This window comes from Dyadobacter sp. Leaf189, assembly GCF_001424405.1.
GTDB lineage: Bacteria > Bacteroidota > Bacteroidia > Cytophagales > Spirosomataceae > Dyadobacter.
On the sequence record NZ_LMPS01000007.1, the window covers coordinates 80,633 to 100,821 of the forward strand.

At 47.0% G+C, this 20,189-nt stretch carries 19 protein-coding genes; 7 read left to right on the forward strand and 12 right to left on the reverse strand.

Annotated features, from left to right (window positions below; all coding sequences use genetic code 11):
* Window positions 1-5: 5 nt before the first annotated feature.
* The 9 genes from ASG33_RS21910 to ASG33_RS21950 form a co-directional block, all read right to left on the reverse strand.
* A complete protein-coding gene (locus tag ASG33_RS21910) occupies window positions 6-1,124 on the reverse strand; it encodes a P1 family peptidase (RefSeq protein ID WP_056290764.1) in 1,119 nt (372 codons plus the stop codon).
* A gap of 82 nt (window positions 1,125-1,206) precedes the next feature.
* Window positions 1,207-2,130, reverse strand: a complete 924-nt coding sequence (locus ASG33_RS21915; protein WP_082489372.1) for a DUF4249 domain-containing protein — start codon at window positions 2,128-2,130, stop codon at window positions 1,207-1,209.
* A gap of 12 nt (window positions 2,131-2,142) precedes the next feature.
* Window positions 2,143-4,509 carry a carboxypeptidase-like regulatory domain-containing protein gene (locus tag ASG33_RS21920; RefSeq protein ID WP_056290767.1) on the reverse strand — a complete coding sequence of 789 codons (2,367 nt, stop codon included), beginning with the start codon at window positions 4,507-4,509 and terminating at the stop codon, window positions 2,143-2,145.
* Window positions 4,510-4,737: 228 nt separating this feature from the next.
* A complete protein-coding gene (gene folK / locus ASG33_RS21925) occupies window positions 4,738-5,226 on the reverse strand; it encodes a 2-amino-4-hydroxy-6-hydroxymethyldihydropteridine diphosphokinase (protein ID WP_056290770.1) in 489 nt (162 codons plus the stop codon).
* Between the two features lie 87 nt (window positions 5,227-5,313).
* Window positions 5,314-5,553 carry a 50S ribosomal protein L28 gene (gene rpmB, locus ASG33_RS21930; RefSeq protein WP_031528537.1) on the reverse strand — a complete coding sequence of 80 codons (240 nt, stop codon included), beginning with the start codon at window positions 5,551-5,553 and terminating at the stop codon, window positions 5,314-5,316.
* A 90-nt stretch (window positions 5,554-5,643) separates the two neighbouring features.
* A complete protein-coding gene (locus ASG33_RS21935) occupies window positions 5,644-6,330 on the reverse strand; it encodes a response regulator transcription factor (RefSeq protein WP_056290774.1) in 687 nt (228 codons plus the stop codon).
* A complete protein-coding gene (locus ASG33_RS21940) occupies window positions 6,327-7,580 on the reverse strand; it encodes a sensor histidine kinase KdpD (RefSeq protein ID WP_056290777.1) in 1,254 nt (417 codons plus the stop codon). The genes ASG33_RS21935 and ASG33_RS21940 overlap by 4 nt, the downstream gene beginning before the upstream one ends.
* 115 nt (window positions 7,581-7,695) lie before the next feature.
* On the reverse strand, window positions 7,696-8,541 hold the full coding sequence (locus ASG33_RS21945; RefSeq protein ID WP_056291186.1) for a hypothetical protein: 846 nt from the start codon (window positions 8,539-8,541) through the stop codon (window positions 7,696-7,698).
* A gap of 9 nt (window positions 8,542-8,550) precedes the next feature.
* Window positions 8,551-8,787 (reverse strand): cytochrome b5 domain-containing protein, encoded by a 237-nt coding sequence (locus ASG33_RS21950; protein ID WP_056290780.1) that lies wholly within the window; start codon window positions 8,785-8,787, stop codon window positions 8,551-8,553.
* 136 nt (window positions 8,788-8,923) lie between these two features.
* Between ASG33_RS21950 and ASG33_RS21955 the strand changes: the two genes are divergently transcribed.
* The 3 genes from ASG33_RS21955 to ASG33_RS21965 all read left to right on the forward strand — a co-directional run bounded on the left by ASG33_RS21955 (window position 8,924) and on the right by ASG33_RS21965 (window position 11,502).
* A complete protein-coding gene (locus ASG33_RS21955; RefSeq protein WP_056290781.1) occupies window positions 8,924-9,379 on the forward strand; it encodes a hypothetical protein in 456 nt (151 codons plus the stop codon).
* Between the two features lie 85 nt (window positions 9,380-9,464).
* Window positions 9,465-10,484 carry a thiamine-phosphate kinase gene (gene thiL / locus ASG33_RS21960; protein WP_056290784.1) on the forward strand — a complete coding sequence of 340 codons (1,020 nt, stop codon included), beginning with the start codon at window positions 9,465-9,467 and terminating at the stop codon, window positions 10,482-10,484.
* 160 nt (window positions 10,485-10,644) lie between these two features.
* Window positions 10,645-11,502: a hypothetical protein gene (locus tag ASG33_RS21965; protein WP_056290787.1), complete on the forward strand. Its 858-nt coding sequence runs from the start codon at window positions 10,645-10,647 to the stop codon at window positions 11,500-11,502.
* A 51-nt stretch (window positions 11,503-11,553) separates the two neighbouring features.
* On the opposite strand, the gene ASG33_RS21970 is transcribed toward ASG33_RS21965, so the two are convergent.
* Window positions 11,554-12,384 carry an aminotransferase class IV gene (locus tag ASG33_RS21970; protein ID WP_056290790.1) on the reverse strand — a complete coding sequence of 277 codons (831 nt, stop codon included), beginning with the start codon at window positions 12,382-12,384 and terminating at the stop codon, window positions 11,554-11,556.
* A gap of 197 nt (window positions 12,385-12,581) precedes the next feature.
* Here ASG33_RS21970 and ASG33_RS21975 point away from each other — a divergent pair, with 197 nt between their 5' ends.
* Together ASG33_RS21975 and ASG33_RS21980 are read left to right on the forward strand one after the other, a co-directional pair.
* On the forward strand, window positions 12,582-13,556 hold the full coding sequence (locus ASG33_RS21975) for a polyprenyl synthetase family protein (protein WP_056290792.1): 975 nt from the start codon (window positions 12,582-12,584) through the stop codon (window positions 13,554-13,556).
* A gap of 22 nt (window positions 13,557-13,578) precedes the next feature.
* Window positions 13,579-14,199 (forward strand): rhomboid family intramembrane serine protease, encoded by a 621-nt coding sequence (locus tag ASG33_RS21980; protein ID WP_056290795.1) that lies wholly within the window; start codon window positions 13,579-13,581, stop codon window positions 14,197-14,199.
* Here ASG33_RS21980 and ASG33_RS21985 read toward each other — a convergent pair.
* Both ASG33_RS21985 and secA read right to left on the reverse strand, forming a co-directional pair.
* Window positions 14,191-14,850, reverse strand: a complete 660-nt coding sequence (locus tag ASG33_RS21985) for a phosphatidylserine decarboxylase family protein (protein ID WP_056290800.1) — start codon at window positions 14,848-14,850, stop codon at window positions 14,191-14,193. The two genes, ASG33_RS21980 and ASG33_RS21985, sit on opposite strands and share 9 nt — an antisense overlap.
* A gap of 132 nt (window positions 14,851-14,982) precedes the next feature.
* Window positions 14,983-18,324: a preprotein translocase subunit SecA gene (secA, locus tag ASG33_RS21990; RefSeq protein WP_056290803.1), complete on the reverse strand. Its 3,342-nt coding sequence runs from the start codon at window positions 18,322-18,324 to the stop codon at window positions 14,983-14,985.
* Window positions 18,325-18,599: 275 nt separating this feature from the next.
* Between secA and ASG33_RS21995 the strand changes: the two genes are divergently transcribed.
* Together ASG33_RS21995 and ASG33_RS22000 are read left to right on the forward strand one after the other, a co-directional pair.
* A complete protein-coding gene (locus ASG33_RS21995) occupies window positions 18,600-18,839 on the forward strand; it encodes a PspC domain-containing protein (RefSeq protein ID WP_056290806.1) in 240 nt (79 codons plus the stop codon).
* 140 nt (window positions 18,840-18,979) lie between these two features.
* A complete protein-coding gene (locus ASG33_RS22000; RefSeq protein ID WP_056290809.1) occupies window positions 18,980-20,158 on the forward strand; it encodes an acetyl-CoA C-acyltransferase in 1,179 nt (392 codons plus the stop codon).
* Window positions 20,159-20,189 lie beyond the last annotated feature (31 nt).

Consider the following 20,189-nt stretch of genomic DNA (forward strand, 5'->3'; position numbering starts at 1 on the left):
AGTTACTATTTCAAGCGACCGTATTTGCGCATAATATCCAGCAGCTTCTCTTTGGGTAGCTCTTCCACTTTGTGCCCCTGCGTTCCTTCGGAAGTTCTGGCCATTAAAAGTGAGTTAATGATCGCCTCCTCAGTTGACTCGATCGCTGCCAGGAAAAATGGAGAAGTGGCATCATTGATAAGGAAAGTGGCAGGAGCAGTTCGCTCAGGCGCATCGTGCAGCACGATATTGGCAGTTGAGAATGCAATCACAAAGTCGCCGCTTCCATTGGATGCGATGCCGCCTGTTTGCGCCAATCCCATGAATGCTCTCTTGGCTAATCTTTTCAGATTGCGTGCATCAAGCGGCGCGTCAGTTGCCAGCACCATCATGCAGGAGCCGTCGGGCGATTTATCCAGCATTTCTTTGAAAGCATACTGGCCTAGTTCTTCGCCCACAGGAACTCCGTTTACCTTTAATACCCCGCCGAAATTGGTCTGTACCAATACACCAACCGTGTACCCGCCGAGCTTTTGAGGCAGCTTACGCGATGCTGTGCCTATTCCGCCTTTCCAGTTGAAGCAAATGGTGCCGGTACCTGCGCCAACATTTCCTTCCTGCACGGGACCATTCTCAGCTTGCGCCAATGCATTCAGAACGTGCTCTTTACGTACATGCCGGCCGCGGATATCATTTAAAAAACTGTCGTTGGTTTCACCCACTACCGGGTTAACAGATCTTACATTCTCATTGCCTTTTTGTCCGAGTGTCCAGTCAATGATCGCATCAGCGGCTGTGGGTACGCTCAAAGTATTGGTCAAAACAATAGGTGACTCCATGGTACCCAGTTCTTCTACCTGCGAGTAGCCTGTCATTTTACCAAAACCATTTCCGATATACATAGCAGCCTGTACTTTCTGCTGAAACAGATTGCCTTCATGCGGGATAATGGCAGTCACGCCGGTACGGATATCCGCTCCCTCGGTAAGTGTAACCTGGCCCACCTTCACGCCAGCTACATCTGTGATCGCATTCATGGTGCCAGTGGGAAGTACACCTATTTTAATACCCAGGTCGCGGGCTCTTTTTTGTGCAAATGAAAACGCCGGCAGCAAAGCCAGCAGGAGGAGGAGTGACTTGTTCATAGCTGTTTATAAAAATGAAATATACTAAAAAACCGCTGGCGAATAAGCGCACCAGCGGTTTTTGACAAGAACAAAAAATCCCTTAATCGTCGTCCGGACGTGCTTTTTCAGGAATAATGGTAGTCTCCAACCGGCTTACTGCCGACGCACCGAAAAAGCCCAGCGCTTTGCTGCCGGAAGCATTTGTATTGGTGATGTTGGAGCGCACATTCGCGATCGGAGTGGCGAAAAGGCCGCCGTTGTTTGCCTGCTCCCGAATTTGTTTCAAAAACTCAAAAGCTTCATTGGTAATACTGTGGAGCTCTACGCCTACCTGGTCGCCGGCCGAGTAAAGCGAGTCGACTGTAATAGACTGCCGGAGTGGCAAAATGAAGATCAGCCCGTCGGAAGGAGCACCGGAGCCAAATGCAGCGTCGTAGGCAATGGAAATGTTGACAGCCTTGTCGACAGTGGCTTTGCCTTTCACCACCGGCTTGATCCAGTAGGTGTCACCTTCCCCCAAAAAATCGCGGGCGTAAAACTCTGCTACATATCCCTCTCTGGGTCCTTTATCCGGCTCAAATGGCAGCTTTTCCTTGGTATAAACAACGGAATCGACCGCAGGCACACGTTTCAGCTCGGTAGTGGAAGTGTAAGTATCTGTTCCTTGTTTGATAGTCAATGTATAAGTGCGCCCAACTTTACCCAGCGTGTCACCGGTTTTTTGCCAGATATAATTTCCATTGTTGGCAACATCTTCAAACAGGTATACCGCTCCCTGATCATCTTTCACACTTACTTCTGCGTCGAGGACAGGCTTAGCCGGACTATTGTCAAAATAGCTTGCAGACCAGGTCAGCCGGATCGTTTGGGGCCCGGCCTGGTTGGTAATCCACCCGTCTACCACCAGCTGAGGTGGCCCGCTTTGCGTTTCCAGGTCAATCACATCTTCACAACCCGTCAGGAAAACACCCAGAAACGCGATCAATGCACTGAGTTTTATAATGGATATCTTCAAATGTTTCATTTCAATGGCTGGTTAAAATTTGAAATTGTAGGTAAGCGCCGGGATAAAGCTGCCGATCACTGCATAACGCACAGCCTCTGTTTTGAGCGGAGTATCCTGATTGGCCCGGGTATAAACCGAGAATGGATTACGGCGGTTATACACATTGTAAGTCGAAAATACCCACTCACCCTCGCCAGCCCTGAATAGTTTCCGCTTCGATTTCAAAGTTGCTGCAAGGTCGAGCCGGTGGTATGCGGGAATGCGGTTGTTGTTTCTTGTATTGGCGTAATTGTTGCCGACCGGCCAGCCCTGGAATTCCCAGCGGTTGGTCGGGAAAGTAGCCGGTGTGCCCGAAGTAATCGTGAAGTTCGCGGAGAGCGACAGGCGCTTGCTCATCTCGTAAATAGCCACAGAAGTGAAGTTATGCGGCTTGTCGAAGCGCGCCGGGAACCAGTCATTGTTGTTAATGCTTTGTACCTGCCTTTCCGTGCGGGACAATGTATAGCTGATCCAGCCGGTCAGTTTTCCTTTATTTTTCTTCAAATAAAATTCAGCACCGTAGGCGCGCCCTCTTCCAAAGAGCAGATCTCCTGCAACAAACTGGTTTAGAAGCAATTCAGAGCCAGGCACATAGTCGATCTGGTTGTACAGCTTTTTGTAGTAAACCTCCACGGAAGCTTCGTACATATTATCCTTGAAGTTCTGGAACCAGCCCAATGCGACCTGATCGGCCTTTTCCGGCTGGATAATGGGCGAGCTTAATGTCCAAACATCCAGCGGCGATGCTGCGGCGGTATTGGAAAGTAAATGCAGGTATTGCGCCGTGCGGTTGTAGCTAGCTTTGATAGATGCATTGGAACTTACGCCAATATTCAGCGCGGCACGTGGCTCCCAGTTCCCATAACCTTTAATCACATCACCTCTTTTGTAATCAGTTCCCGGGAAAACGGGGAATTTTCGTTGTCCAACTTCGTCGGTATAATATTGATACTCAGTACCAGGTCCGAGGCTGCGGAAATAGGAGTAGCGGATACCATATTGCAGGGAAATGCGATCGGAGAGTTTCTGCTCATTTCCGATATAAAAGGCCGATTCGTCAGCATATTTCGGATCGAGGCTGATGTCGGTTTCCTGTCCTTCCGATACTGCCACAGCGCGGCCGGGGCGGGTATCATAGTAAATGTACTGTCCGCCGAAAGTCAGCTGGTTATTGGGTGTGAGATAAAATGTAAAGTCCGGCTTGAAGCTGGCGCTGATGATCTTGGATTTCCAGTCAAACCGGTCTTTTGCACTCGGGTCATTCACATTCTGGCCGAGTGAATAATCGTAATTGCTGTAATAGCCCGTCAGGTTCATGAAGAGCTTGTTGGAGAAAATGTGGTTCCAGCGGCCAGTCGCAGTTGCATTACCCCAGCCAAAACCAAAATCGCCGCCGCCGAAAACATCTTTACCGAAATATCCCGAAGCATAAAAGGTATCCTTGTCGCCCAGCTGGTAGTTTACTTTGGCAGTCAGATCATAGAAATAAAACTTGGAATCGCGCAGATCAGAGTTCAGGAAAGGTTTTGCCAGGACATCGATGTAAGACCTGCGCCCGGCAACGATAAATGAGCCTTTTCCTTTTGCAAAAGGCTGTTCGTAGGTAAGTCGCGAAAAAATGGTACCAATTCCGCCATTAACCTCCCTTTTCTTGGAGTTACCTTCTTTCATCCGAACATCCAGAATAGACGAGATCCTCCCGCCATACTGCGCCGGAATCCCACCTTTGATCAGCTTGACGTCTTTCACCGCATCAGGATTGAAAACCGAGAAAAATCCGAAAAGGTGAGAGGAGTTGTAAACAGGCGCTTCGTCGAGCAAAACCAGGTTTTGGGAAACATCACCACCGCGTACATTGAAACCTGAGGCACCTTCACCGACCGTAGTTACGCCAGGTAACAGCTGAATGCTGCGGATCAGGTCCACTTCACCAAGTAATGCCGGCATTTTACGGATGGTTTTCATTTCCACCTTGTTTACCGACATTTCAATGCTTCGAACGTTTTCGTCTTCCCGCTGCGTGGAAACAGTTACTTCCTGCAACTGGTTACTCTCGTCTTCCATCTCAATGCTGATCGTTTTATCCGCATCCAGTGTCACTTCTCTCGTAACTTTCTGGTAACCAATGTAGCTGAAAACCAGCGTGTAAGTTCCGTCAGGCAAGGTAATGGAGTAAAAGCCGTAGGGATTGGTAACTACGCCCGTGGAAGCTTCTCGCACGTAGACCGAAACGCCGATCAGCCCTTCTCCATTGGCTTTGTCTTTTACGTAACCGCTTACCGTATGGCGGTTTTGAGCGGATACCTGCAGGCAGGTGCCAATCAGCATGAGTAATAAGTAAAGTGTTCTGTTTTCCATGGATTGATTTTCGTTCGGAGTTTTGAATTTTTTCTATTCAACAGATTGACAACTCAAAAGGTAAATCCCCTCGATCTGAAAGGGTAAATGTTGTATTTAGCAAGCTAACCGGCAACAAAACAAGGTTTAAAGGCGGTATGTTGATAGAAAAAAGTGATGAACTAACTAAAAAATGGAGTCAATGGTCGATGTACTAAAACCAAAGTGCATTCCACTGATATAAATATTTCAAGAATATTTTAATACCTCACTTTTATCGGGACATTCTTCCAGGAGCTGGCTTACCGATTTTTTCAGTTTAGGATCCACGAATTCTGCTGCTATTTCGAAGAGAGGGACTAATGTAAACCTACGTTCTTTAAGGCGGGGATGTGGCAGAGTAAGTATTTCTTTTTCGAGAATTGTATCGCCATAATACAGTATATCAATATCGATCAGCCTCGCGCCCCACCGCACTTTCCGGACACGGCCGAGTTCCTGCTCAATATGCAGCAAATGCGTTAAAAGCAGCTCCGGTTCATCTGTGGATGTGACTTCAACTACCTGATTCAGGAATGCAGGCTGGTCTGTCAGTCCCCAGGGTTCGGTTTCGTAAATGGAGGATTCGGTAACGATCGGCGCTTTTTCTGCGATCATTTGTCTTGCCTGCTTCAAAATCCCGGCGCGGTCGCCGAGATTGGAGCCTAACAGAAGGAATATTTTTCCGGAACCGGTCATGCAGGCAATTGGATATGTTGAGGTAAGTGCACGAAAAAAGGACTTCCCGATAAAAAGAAGTCCTTTAAAAATAAATTCGTAAAATCCTTAGAACGTAAGTGTTCCTTTGTCGTATGCTTTCTGTATAGTTGCTTCAATACCGTTTTTATTGATGGTACGAAGCGCTGATGTTGCTACTTTCAACGTAACCCACTCTCCTGATGAAGGAAGGAAGAAACGTTTCTTCTGCAAATTCGGGAAGAATTTACGTTTTGTTTTATTGTTAGCGTGAGAAACGTTATTTCCAACGCGAGTTCTTTTACCTGTAATTTGACAAACCTTAGCCATAACCTTGCAATTTTTCCAAATGAGGGTGCAAAGATGTGTAATTAATTTATTCTGAACAAATATCAGAAAGAGAAATTTTAAAAAAACACTTCACCATCGCATTCTGAAACCGACTCCGTGTACATTGTCAATGCGGATTTCCGGGTCAGCTGACAGGTATTTTCGCAATCTTGATATAAAAACATCAAGGCTCCGTCCCATAAAATAATCGTCGTCTCCCCAGATTGCCTTTAAAAGTTCATCCCGGCGGATTACCTGGTCCGGCCGCTCCGCCAGGTACTTCAAAACCTCTGCTTCGCGAAAAGTGAGATTCTGGCTGGCTCCGTTCAGGTTCAATGTAAGTTTTTGAAAATCAAATGCATATTGTCCAACCTTGCTTGTATTTGACTTCACCGTCGCAGGTTGCTCCGATTTGCTGCGCCGCAAAAAGACATCGATCCGCAGCCTCAACTCCTCAATGCTGAATGGTTTGGTAACATAATCGTCTGCGCCAAGCCGCAGACCTTTGATCTTGTCTTCCTGCAGCGATCGCGCTGAAAGAAAAAGAATGGGCACCTGGCTGTCAGCAGCCCTGATTTTTTCGGCCAGTGTAAAGCCGTCCATTTTGGGAAGCATGATATCCAGCACGCAGATATCGAAATGTTCTTTGCCAAAGAAGTCCAGCGCCTCTGCTCCATCAGAAGCGTGAATTACTTCATAATCATACTCTTCAAGATTGTCTTTGGTCGCGAATGCCAGGTTCGGATCGTCTTCTGCGTACAGGATTCGTTTTTTCATGCGTGTTGTTTCTGGGGAATTGAGATTCTGAATGTGCTTCCCTTGCCTAATGTACTTTCCAGTTCGAGCTTCCAACGGTGCGCCCGGACAATTTGTTTCACATAGCTCAGCCCGATTCCAAATCCTTTTACATTATGTACGTCACCGTAAGGAATGCGGAAAAACTGGTTGAATATTTTTTTCTGATACTCCGGCGCGATGCCGATACCCTGGTCGCTAACTTCTATGATCAGGCATTTACCTCTGTTATAAGTGGCCACATTTACTTCGGGATCATCGTCAGAATATTTCAATGCATTGTCAATCAGGTTATTGATCATACAGCGGAAGTGAAATGGGTCCGTTTCTATCATATTATTATCCGTCTGATCCTGAAACTTCACCTTTCCTTCAAAAGGCAGCAGAATGGACCGGATCATCTCATTTACGTGCACAGTTTCCTTTTGCAGGGTCAATACGTTCCGTTCGGCCTTCGCCATTGAAAGTACCATTTCCACCTGTCCCTGCAAGCGCAGGATCTCGTCCTGTACGATCTGTACATATCGTTTATGCCGCTGCGGCTGCATGATAATATGATCGGAATTGAGCACATCTGCGGCAATGCGGATCGTAGAAATCGGTGTTTGCAGCTCGTGGGTCATATTATTCACAAAATCACGCTGTACTTCCGACAGCTGCTTTTGTCTCAAAATCACAAACAATGCATAAGCAAAAAGCGAAACGGCCACCAGCACCAGTACCGACGACCAGATTGCACGGTTGATACTGCCTGCAAAGTAGGTTTCCTGTTCCGGGAAACGGACACCGAAATAGTAGGGATACTTATCTGTTTTAATGAAATTGGTAGTTGTTGCCGGCAGTTTTGCATTGGTTTTCGTACTCAATGACATCCCGTAACGCATTCTGTTCGTGGTACAATCGTAGATCCCTACTTCAAAGTCGGCGATGAGATTGTGCTTTTGAAAACTATCCTTGATAAAAACTTCAAGCAGATCAGGCTGCGTAGTGGAATTGGTATTAACAAGGAAATACTCAGGGGAAAGCTGCTCAACGGGGTTGGTGGTTTGCATTACCCCATTTACTTTGGCCAGCTTGGCAGCTACATCCTGTAAAGCAACGTGCGCATTCTGGTTAAACTGCCTGTGGCGAAGATCGAGCGCCTGTTTTACCCAAAAAATCTGCGTGATCACCACGCCGATAATCAGGAGCGCAGAGAAAACGGTGAGTGATTGAATGGTTCGTCTCGACATAGCAGAATGATAATAGCAAATTTAAGGCCAATAAAAGGAATTGACCTTAGCCGAAACGACATAAGCGCAATGGATATGCGGGTTTAACATTCATTAACGCTTTGGCAGCGGAAGCTCAGGAATAGTATTGAACCAGCCCATCCAGCGGCGTTCTCAGGATACGGCCGCATTGAAGCTCGTTTGAGGCAAGTACTTTTTGAAGGATATCCTGATAATAGAAGGCAATGGAGCCGGTAAAATGGACCGGGTGATCCGACGCATTAGGATGTTTCAGAATGTATTTTTGGGTAAAAAGTGAAAACGCGTCGCTTACCAGCTGCTGCATGTAGCTATCTGTTATATGCGCGGCAATGAACTGGGAAAAAGCGGCAAAAAACCGGTTGGGATAAGGTTTTTTATAAGCATTCTCCAAAACATATAGCCTGTTGATCTCCGGGTAAGTAGCTGCGAAATTCTCATGCAGGCTCGCTGGAAGCTCATTTTGCAGGAAGCGTACCACAAGTGTTTTTCCCAGGTAAGAGCCGCTTCCTTCATCTCCGAGCCAGAAGCCGAGTGAACCAATGGAGTGCACGATTTTCTCGCCGTCGTAAAATGCATTATTAGCGCCTGTACCCAGGATACAAGCCAATCCGGGCTCCCGGCCGCACAGGCCACGCGCGGCACCGAGCATATCCGACGCAACTTCTATTTGCGTCGAAGAAGGAATGCAATGCAGCAATGCATCGTAAACAGGCTGGCTTGTTTTTTCATCCGCACAGCCTGCGCCGTAAAAGAAAATGCGGTCGATTTGAGCTGTAATATCAGGAATAACCTGTTCATTCAGAACGGGAATGATCTGTTCGGCAGTCTGGTAAAATGGATTGATACCGGCAGATTGAAATGCGCCAACCTGCACACCGTCGTGTGTGATTACCCAATCAGTCTTGGTGGATCCGCTGTCCGCTATTAAATAGGTACTCATGGAAATCATCTAGTTTTTGGATTGCAGGCGGCCGATTACATTGAAACGCTCGAAAACGCGGTCTGTATGTGGCGCGTCGCCCAGCTCTTTGGTAAGGTCCTGGCCGGCCCAATGCTCATAATGGTGTCCGTTACGCCATAGACGGGAAGCGGTTACATCATAAATGATCCCTTTGTACGCACACCAGATTTCCTCTTTGTCCTGCCCGTTCCTGAGTGCAAGTTGCGCGTGCGTATATTCTTTCATGAAATATGATTTGACCGTGCAATTTAGCGATCGGAGCCAGTGGGTAAAAATTAAAATGATCTTCACTGAATATTTTGATAATAAGACTAAAAAGTAGGAACTTGGCGTTGTGTTATGAAATTTAGGAAATACAAATATGAAAAAAAGTTACTCTCTGATTTGGTGTATTGCTCTGATCGTCACTTTGATAAATGCAGGATGTAAGGAGAAAGTGAAACCCGCTTCTGAAAGAATTGCCAAAGCGTGGACTGCCGAATCTGTGAAGCATGGAAGCGCAGTTGCCTATACGAGAGGAGGTTCCAATAATTCAGTTCCGGGATATTCAGCTTTCAGATTGACTTTGACCAATTCGTCGGGATCAATGACTGCTACACTGACCGACTGGGATGGATTCACAACCAATGGCACCTGGGCGCTGGACGGAAACACCAAATTGATCCTGAAAGACCTGGTACCACAGCCTACCGGAACCGGCGGAACAATTGAATTTACGATCAATACACTGGAAGATTCGAAGCTTGTATTGACACGTTTGAAAGGCAGCTCAAAAACGGGAGGCACGATCAATGAATATACATTGACAAATCCATAGTAACCGGATTTATTTAGTAGAAGATATCGCTGCGAAGCCGGTTCTCATCCGAACCGGCTTCGCTTTTTTTGTCTAATTTTGTACTATGGAAAGCAGAACAGAAATCAGCAGCCTGGGTGAATTCGGGCTGATTCAGAGAATAAATAAAGGAGTAACAACTGTGTTGCCGGATACTGTACGTGGTATTGGCGATGATGCAGCTGTAATCGATTTAGGCGAGGAATATGGATTGATCAGCACCGATCTGATGCTGGAAGGCGTGCATTTTGATCTTACCTTTTTTCCTCTTAAACATTTAGGGTACAAGGCGATAGCAACAAATGTATCGGACATTGCCGCGATGAACGGGATACCGCGCCAGGTAACTGTGAGTATTGCGATCAGCAACCGCTTTTCTGTGGAAGCTGTTGATGAACTTTATGCGGGTATCAAAACAGCATGCAAGGATTTCAATGTAGACCTTGTAGGCGGGGATACTTCTTCTTCACGCTCGGGATTACTTATTTCGGTCAGTGTTTTTGGCAAAGTAAAAAAGGATAAGATCGTTTACCGGAATACAGCGAAACCCAATGATTTGCTATGTGTAACCGGCGATCTGGGAGGCGCTTACCTTGGATTGCAGCTGCTGGAACGGGAAAAGCAGGTGTTTCTTGCCAATCCGGAAATGCAGCCTGAACTCGAAGGTAAAGACTATGTAATCCAGCGCCAGTTGCGGCCCGAAGCCAGAATGGACGTGATTTACGAGCTGGAAGAAGCAGGGGTGATACCTACTTCTATGATAGACGTTTCGGACGGTCTTGCTTCCGACCTGCTGCATATCTGTGCACAGTCGGGTGTAGGTGCGGTGGTATTTGAAGAGCGGCTTCCCATTGACGAGCAAACATTTCTAGCCGCCACGGAACTGAACCTCAGCCCGGTAACAGCTGCATTGAATGGAGGCGAAGATTATGAGCTGTTATTTACCGTGTCCCAGTCTGCGTATGAACTGATCAAAAACAATCCGAAGATTACGTTCGTCGGTTACATTGCCGACAAAAGTGAGGGTGTTTCGATACATACCAAGTCTGACAGCCGCATTCCGCTGACTGCACAAGGGTGGAGTTAAATGTGATTGAAAAAGTGAATTCAGGCGCGGCTATCTGGCTGCGCCTTTTTTTGTGGGTTGCCAGTTGCATTCAGACCGAAACAGGGCTACGCAACCATCGGAATGTTTTGACCGTATTCGGGACAAACCAATTCATCTCTAACAATCATAATTTATTCCGATGAAAATCTTTTCAATCACCCGAATGCTGTTCCTGCTGGGAGCTTTACTAGCAGTGACAGTCTCCTGCTCCGACGACGACGGCGAAGAAACCCCCGTCACGCCAAATGACATTATGCTGAAAGAAAATGGCTCGCTGGGCAAGGTACTAACTGACAAGAACGGCAAAACGCTTTACTTTTTTACCAAAGATGCGGGCAATACCTCCGTTTGCACGGGCCCATGCCTGGCAGCCTGGCCGGTTTTTTCAGTAGCTAACCCTGCTTCATTGAAGTTGGATGCCGGCTTGAAAGCTTCTGATTTTGCTAACATTACCCGCACTGATGGCGCTACACAAACTACTTACAAAGGCTGGCCGCTGTACTATTTCGCCAACGACGCCGCGCCGGGCGAGGTCAAGGGTGAAGGGGTTAACAATGCGTGGTATGTGGCTAAAACGAAATACACGGTAATGCTTTCCAATGCGCAGCTGGTAGGAAACGACGGGAAGTCCTATAAAGCGGACTATACCGAGGGTATTGCTGAATCGCAATTCCTGGTAGACAGCCTGGGACGTACATTATATGCGTTTGCGCGTGATTCGTCGATGAACAACAATTGGACAACAAACGATCCTAATCACGATGCTACCTGGCCGATCTATGAAGTGGCCAGTATAGACGAAATTCCATCTGCATTGGATAAAACGCAATTCGGTACAATCACCGTTTTTGGTAAAAAGCAGTTGACTTACAAAGGCTGGCCGCTGTACTATTTTGGAGCCGATGCGATGACAAAAGGAATGACGAAAGGCGTAAGCGTACCGCGTCCGGGCGTGTGGCCGATCGTAAACAAAGAATCACCTATTGCGCCTAAATAAGTTGAATTGTTACAAGTGCCAGGTGGCTTCCCGTGCGGGAAGTCACCTTTTTTATTTACCCCAGTTTAAAACCAGCTTTTCAAACAGTTCTTGCAAAAAGAGCGTCTGCTTGCCGGCAGTTCCGTCACCAATGGGCTGCTCGCCGATTTGCACTACCGGCATAACCCACTTTGTGGTACTGGTCGTAAATGCCTCATCAGCAGTGATTACTTCCTGATACGAAACAGGTCGTACCTCAACTTCGAAATGCAGTTTGGCAAGTTCAAGTACAACTTTGCGGGTGATCCCGTTCAGGATGTTCCGGTTGGAGGTAATGAGCTTTGAATCCCTGAAAATAAAAATATTGCTGCGCGTCAGCTCGCTTACTTCTCCGTCTTTGTAGAAAAGCAAATCGGCGGCTTGCTGCCTTTTTAGCTCGTCGGCCATTAAAACCATGTGCACGTAGTTGGTGGTTTTAATTTCGGGTAAATCGCGGACGTATTCGTAAGGAATCACTTTAATGCCTTTCAACCTGCCTGCGGGATTATCCTGCGGCAATGCTTCTGTGCGGATCAGCAAGTTCGGCTGTACTACATGCACACTGTCGGGCGCATAACCTCCCGTGAGCACAAAACGAAATGCTACTTCCTGCTCGCCCGACAATGCATGCAGGTCGGCCAGAATTTTCTCTGTTTCTTCCTGGGTGACCGGCAGCGTCAGTTTGAGCAGCCTTGCCGAATTTTCAAAACGCTGCCAGTAATCATCCCACCGGAATGGTACACCATTATAAGTCCTGAAATAGTCAAAAAGTCCGTAGCCGCGCAGCAATCCAAGATCATTGGTCTGGAAAACCGGCTCGTTGATTGCTAGTATATCGCCGTTGAAGTACTGATGAAATGGCATTTTCGATTGGAAATGAGATGGAATCTTAAAGTTATGATAATGTTGCAGAATAGCGCCACAATGGCAAAAATCGAATTTATCCTCGAATTCTGTCGGCAAGACAAGGAAAATCCCCTACTTTGCATAAGTCTCCGGATTGAAAAAAACGTTCATACCAAACATTGCGCCCTGTCTTTTTCAGGCGATTTCCGCATTCGATGCTTAACCCCGATCAACTACTCCAGAAGCTCCAGTCCGAATTTGAAAAGCATACTTATGGCATCGGCCCTGCTGAGCTTTACGAGCCGATCAGCTACATTATGTCGCTGCACGGAAAGCGTTTCCGGCCGCTGCTGACGCTGCTGGCATCGTCTATCTACTCCGAAGATGTGGAGCGTTCGATCCGGCCTGCGATGGCGGTGGAAGTATTTCACAACTTCACATTAATGCACGACGATATCATGGACCGCGCACCACTGCGCCGCGGTAAACCTACCGTGCATGAAAAATGGAATGCAAATACGGCGATCTTGTCGGGCGACGTGATGTTGATCCGGGCGTATGATCTGCTGCTTGATATTCCAAAAGACCAGCTGAGGCTGGTGTTGGCGCGATTTAACCAAACAGCTGCCGAGGTATGTGAAGGACAGCAGCTGGATATGAATTTTGAAACACGCTGGAATGTGACAGAGGAGGAATATCTTGAAATGATACGTCTTAAAACTTCGGTGCTGCTCGGTTTTGCATTGGAATTAGGCGGGATAATCGGCGGGGCTGATGACGAGTCGGTAAGGCTGCTGTATTCGGCGGGGGAAAATATGGGGATCGGCTTTCAGCTGAAAGACGATTTGCTCGATGTGTATGGAGATCCCTCGAAGTTTGGTAAACAGGTAGGCGGCGATATTATCTCGAACAAGAAAACGTTCTTACTTATTGAAGCATTATCCAAAGCGACCGGATCACACAAAGCAGCGCTTGATCAATGGATTTCTGCCGCCGAGTTTGACCCGGAAGAGAAGGTGGGTGCGGTAAAAGCAATTTATGAATCGCTCGATATCCGGAAGTTTACCGAAGAGAAGATTAATACCTATTTTGAAAAAGGCCTGGCCAACCTTCGGAGCCTGAATGTGGAGGAATCCCGGAAAGCATCGCTGCTGCAATTTGTCCAGCAGCTGGTTGAACGTGAAAAATAACAGCTTATTAAATTAGTGAATTATGTCAATAACCCTCATACTTGTAATTATTACCTCGGGCATCAGCTACTACGCGCTGAACAATTATAGTTTAATGGACAAGATGATATTCAATCCTTACCGCGTTCGGCAGCGGAATGAATATTATCGCTTTATCACCTCCGGTTTTGTACATGCAGACTTTGGTCACCTGATCTTCAACATGCTCAGTTTGTGGTTTGTAGGAGAAGGAATTGAAAGGCTTTTTGCAATGCTTTTCGGGCCGAGCGGAACGATGTACTACCTGTTCCTGTACATTGTCGGCATTATTGTAGCAGATATACCAACGTTCCTGAAACACCGCAACAACTCTAAATATAACTCGCTCGGCGCTTCCGGAGGGGTATCGGCTGTGCTTTTCGCTGCCATTCTTTACGCGCCTTTGATGAGCATCTGCCTGTACTTCTTCATTTGTATGCCAGGCTTTATATTCGGGTTGCTATATCTTGGGTACTCTGTTTACGAGTCAAAAAGGGGAATGAGCTATGTAAACCATAGTGCGCACTTATATGGGGCAATTTTCGGAATGCTGTTTATGGCGGTGGTTTACCCGGGAGCAGTTCCTCAGTTTTTTGAACAAATACTAAGCTGGCGCTTATTTTAACTCAGCGAGCACAGTTACGCTTCCTACTGTTTTATCCTGCAGCTTCACTTTGATCTCCGCATCAAGAGGGACAAATATGTCTACGCGGGAGCCGAACTTGATAAAGCCCATTTCTGTGCTTTGCTCTACCTTATCGCCTTCCTTGATGTACCAGCGAATGCGGCGGGCTGCTGCGCCTGCTATCTGACGGAACAACACATCGATCCCTTCGACGGTCCTGATTACCACAGTGGTACGCTCATTGTCGGTACTTGATTTTGGGTGCCAGGCAACGAGGTAAAGTCCGGCGTGGTACCTGAAATACTGGATAATGCCGCTTACCGGGTTCCAGTTGATATGCACGTTAAGAGGCGACATGAAAATGCTGATCTGTCTTCTTGGTCCGTTGAAGTATTCAGTTTCAACTACTTCTTCAATCACCACCACTTTTCCATCGCAGGGCGCTACGATCTGGCGATCGCTTTTATGGGCATTTCTTTTGGGGACGCGAAAAAATTGAACAACCAGCAGGAAAACGAATATACTGCCGATCAACACCAGCCTTGGAATCCAGTATCCATCAGGAAGAAGATAATTAATTCCTAAGTTGATCAGTACCAGAACAATAATTGTAATTAAAATAATGGTATAGCCTTCCCGATGGAGTTTCATGCTAATGGAATGTTTTCGTTTATGCTTTCAACAACTGCAAATATCGTATAAATCCTGATTTAACGGCAGCAAAAAGCCCTGCCTTTCGGAAACGAGAGGCAGGGCTGGTATTTTCACAAGGAATAAAAAAGGTTATTCGATTACAACGCAATCGCCGTTTTTCACTTCCTGTTCTACTTTTTTAAACTTCACATCGCGAAGAATGCGTCCGTCCCGGTATTGAACAGATACCTTCTGGTTCCTGTCCGCAACACGCTCCACACGCACTGGCTGCGCCTTGGTAGTGGATTCGGTATGGGCGTATTTGTTAGGATCTTCCACGTCCACATCAAACTCTTCTTCCTTATTGGTATGTAATGCAGGCGGTGGCGTCGGCCGGCGTACAGTTTGTTGTACTGCACTTGCTGGTACCGCTTCTTCCTGCGGGATATCTGCCTTCATAAGGAAGGAAATCATATCGAAGTTAACCTTGCTCAGGAAGCGTTTGAAAAGCTCAACGGATTCAAACTTGTAAATCAGCAAAGGATCTTTCTGTTCAAAAACCGCATTCTGTACAGATTGTTTCAAATCATCCATTTCCCGCAAATGCTCCTTCCATTCCTGGTCGATCAATGAGAGCACGATAGCTTTCTCCATTTCGCGGGTAATTTCCTTTCCTTCGTTCTCGACAGATTTCTTCAAACCAACCACAACGCCCGTCTGACGAAGTCCATCGCTGAAAGGAATCATTATTTCTGAAACCGTAGCGCCTCTTTCCGCATAGATCGACTGCAATACCGGTAATGCTTTCTGTGCGATTGCATTGTTTTTGTCCTGATACTGCTTTTCAGCTGCACCATACAGTTTCTGCGCACGATCAGCCTGTTTGAAACTGTTGAATTCGGTTTCGCTGAATGGTAATTCCATCCCCAGGGTAGTAATAGAAGCCAGTTCAAGCTCTGCATAAGTGCCTGCCGTGCTGATCAGCTCATCGCATACATCAAACAATGTGTTTGCGATATCTACCGCCAAACGGTCGCCGAACAATGCATTGCGACGACGAGTATAGATTGCATCACGCTGATAGTTCATTACATCATCGTATTCCAGCAATCTCTTACGCATTCCGAAGTTGTTTTCTTCCACTTTCTTCTGCGCACGCTCGATCGATTTGGTGATCATTCCGCTTTGGATCACTTCGCCTTCTTCCAAGCCCATTCGGTCCATTACCTTCGCCATCCGGTCAGAACCGAACAAACGCATCAGGTTATCTTCCAGGGAAACGAAGAATTGAGAAGAACCCGGGTCACCCTGGCGGCCGGAGCGGCCACGCAGCTGTCTGTCGACGCGGCGGCTTTCGTGTCTTTCCGTACCGATAATTGCCAAACCACCAGCCTTTTTAGCTTCCGGGGTCAGCTTGATATCCGTACCGCGACCGGCCATGTTTGTTGCAATGGTAACAGTACCCGGCTTTCCGGCCTCTGCTACTACTTCTGCCTCGCGCTGGTGTTGCTTTGCGTTCAAAACCTGGTGAGGGATTTTACGTAAAGTCAGCATCCGGCTGATAATCTCTGAATTTTCTACTGAGGTGGTACCTACCAGCACAGGCCGGCCCGCTTCCACAAGCTCGACGATCTCGTCGGTTACCGCATTGTATTTTTCACGAACTGAGCGGTAAACTTTATCTTCCTGGTCTTTCCGTACAGCTGTTACGTTGGTTGGTATTGATACCACATCCAGCTTGTAGATTTCCCAGAATTCACCAGCTTCCGTTTCTGCAGTACCCGTCATACCAGCCAGTTTGTGGTACATCCGGAAGTAGTTCTGCAATGTAACGGTCGCGTAAGTCTGTGTGGCATCTTCAACGCGTACACTTTCTTTTGCTTCAATCGCCTGGTGCAAACCGTCAGAATAGCGACGACCTTCCATGATACGACCGGTTTGCTCATCCACAATTTTAACTTTTCCGTCGATGATCACATATTCAACGTCCTTTTCAAAAAGCGTGAATGCTTTCAAAAGTTGGTTTACTGTGTGGATACGGGCAGTTTTTACAGAATAATCGCGGATTAATGCTTCTTTCTGGATAATGCGCTCCTGCTCATTGAGGGAAGGATCTTTTTCGATTTTGTCCAGATCAACAGCAATATCAGGCAGGATGAAGAAATTGGTTTCTTCCGATTCTCCTGTCAGGAAGTCGATCCCTTTTTCTGTCAGTTCAATGCTGTTGTGGCGCTCGTCGATCGTAAAGTAAAGCGGCGCATCGGCTACCGGCATCAGCTTCTGGTTTTCAGCCAGGTATATCGATTCCGATTCCTGCATTAACGCTTTTATCCCCGACTCACTCAGGTATTTGATAAGTGGTTTATATTTCGGCATACCGCGATGTGCACGGAAAAGTGCCAGTCCGCCTTCTTTCTTGTCGCCTGCCGCGATCTTCTTTTTAGCATCATTCAGGAATTCCATTGCCAGCCTTTTCTGGGCTTCAACGATCCTCGAAACACGTGGTTTCAGTTCCAGATATTCCTGCTCGTCACCGCGCGGAACAGGTCCGCTGATAATCAATGGCGTACGTGCATCATCAATCAAAACGGAGTCAACCTCATCGACCATCGCGAAATGGTGCTTGCGCTGAACCAGTTCTTCCGGTGTGCGTGACATATTGTCACGTAGGTAGTCAAAGCCGAATTCGTTGTTGGTACCGTAAGTAAGGTCGGCCTTATAAGCATTTCTTCTTGCTTCGGTATTGGGCTGGTGGCGGTCAATGCAATCCACACGCATTCCGTGGAATTCGAAAAGCGGTGCATTCCACTCTGCATCGCGCTTTGCCAGGTAATCGTTCACAGTTACGATATGTACGCCCTGGCCTGCAAGTGCATTCAGGAACGCGGGGAGGGTTGCAACCAAAGTTTTACCTTCACCCGTCGCCATTTCAGCGATTTTACCCTGGTGCAAAACCACACCACCTATCAGCTGAACATCATAATGCAACATGTTCCATTTGATAGGCTGGCCGATTACGTCCCATGTTGTATTCCAATATGCTTTGTCGCCCTCAATGGAAACGTGCGATTTGCGGGCAGCTACGTCGCGGTCGAAAAAGTTGGCTGTAACTTCCAGCTTGTCGTTTTCCTTAAACCGGCGCGCAGTTTCCTTTACAATCGCGAATGCTTTTGGAAGGATATCGAGGAGTACTTTTTCGAGTTCTTTATTCCTGTCAAGTTCAAGCGCATCTATTCTCTTAAAGATCGCTTCTTTACTATCTACATTAGGCTCGTCGCTTGCCTGCTGTCTCAATCCGGCGATCTGCTCGTCGATCGATTTGAGCTGATCGGATATATGCTGTTTCAGGTTTTCGGATTGTAACCTGAGCTCATCATTTGTTAAAGAAGCCAACAGGGCGTATTCGGCATTTACCTTCTCCACATACGGGGTCAGTTCCTTAAGATCCCGTTCGGATTTCGTGCCAAATAGCTTGGAGAATATTTTAAACATGATTATATATTTTTATAACGTTCATTCAAAACGAAAAAATTAAGCCTGCCGAAAAACGAATGTCAGATTGTCAGCACGCAAACATTTCCGGCTCAAAGGTAATTCATTGACAATTCTGTTGTACAACATCTTTTGTTTTCCTAATAGAGATCTAATCCTATATCCCGGATTCCAGCCCGTTCTACCTGTAAAGCACCGTTTATCAAGAATGAAATAAGCTACTGGGTAATGCACAGTACCTTTGAAACATCAAAACAAAATAAAACGACATAGCCATGAACCATAACAGATTATACCGTAACACAACCAATAAAATGCTTGGTGGTGTTGCATGCGGACTCGCCGACTACTTTCAGATTGATGTAACGATTGTCCGTTTCATTTTTGTACTGGCGGTTTTCATTCCATTTACTTTCCCGGTCATTTTGTTCTACATCATTTTATGGATCGTAATGCCGGATATAGCCAAGCTGCCAAAGCCACTAACGGGAACTGATTTCCCGCCACAATTTTAACAATCCATCAGTACAGACTAGGTATTTGCAAACCGCCGGAAAACAAACTCCAGCGGTTTGTTGTTTTAGGTATAATTCCTATTTTTACAATGGTATGCCAGCATACTATTATTCATTTTCATCGAACTAAGAATTTCAATATGGACGCATATATTGTTGCAGGATACCGCAGTGCAGTTGGTAAAGCTTCAAAAGGCGGATTCCGTTTTACCCGCCCCGATGACCTGGGCGCGGCAGTAATCAAGCATCTGCTCGAAAAAGTACCGCAACTCGAACCGACGCAGGTAGACGATGTGATTGTGGGAAATGCAGTGCCGGAGGCGGAGCAGGGAATGCAAATGGGCCGCTATGTGGCGCTGCTTGCATTGCCGGAAAATGTTTCCGGTATCACCATCAACCGGTATTGCGGTTCCGGGGTGGAAGCGATTGCGATGGCATCTGCCAAGATACACGCCGGAATGGCTGAATGCATTATTGCGGGAGGAACAGAGTCGATGTCGATGGTGCCGACAATGGGCTGGAAAACTGCATTGAACTACGAAATTGCACATACCAATCCGAGCTATTACCTGAGCATGGGGTTAACAGCCGAACAGGTGGCTAGCGACTTTAAAATCAGTCGTGAAAGACAGGATGAATTTTCGTTTCAGTCGCATCAGAAAGCTTTACGGGCACAGAAAGAAGGCTGGTTTGCCAACGGGATTGTGCCTGTGACGGTTAAGGAAACCTACTTTGATGCGGCTTCCGGCAAGAAAAAAACGCGGGAAACAGTGATCAGTCAGGACGAAGGTCCGCGGCCGGATACCACGCTGGAAGCTTTGAATAAATTGAAACCCGTCTTCGCAGCAGGCGGCTCCGTGACTGCGGGTAACTCTTCCCAAACCTCCGACGGGGCTGCATTCGTAATGGTAATGTCGGAGAATATGGTCAAAAGGTTGAACCTCAAACCGATTGCGAGAATGCTATCCTACGCGACAGCTGGCGTGGATCCCCGGATTATGGGAATCGGGCCGGTAGCAGCTATTCCGAATGCATTGAAACAGGCAGGTTTGAAATTGCAGGATATCGAACAGATCGAGCTGAACGAAGCATTTGCCGCGCAGTCGCTGGCGGTAATCCAGGAGCTGGATATTAACCCTGAGATCGTAAATCCAAATGGTGGAGCGATCGCGCTGGGGCACGCTTTGGGTTCAACAGGCGCACGCTTATCGGTGCAGCTTTTTAATGAAATGGAACGCCGCAACCAGAAATATGGAATGGTAACCGCCTGTGTAGGTGGGGGCCAGGGAGTAGCCGGGATCTTCGAAAGGCTCAATTAATCCGGCAAATAACTAATGCTACTTATTTAGG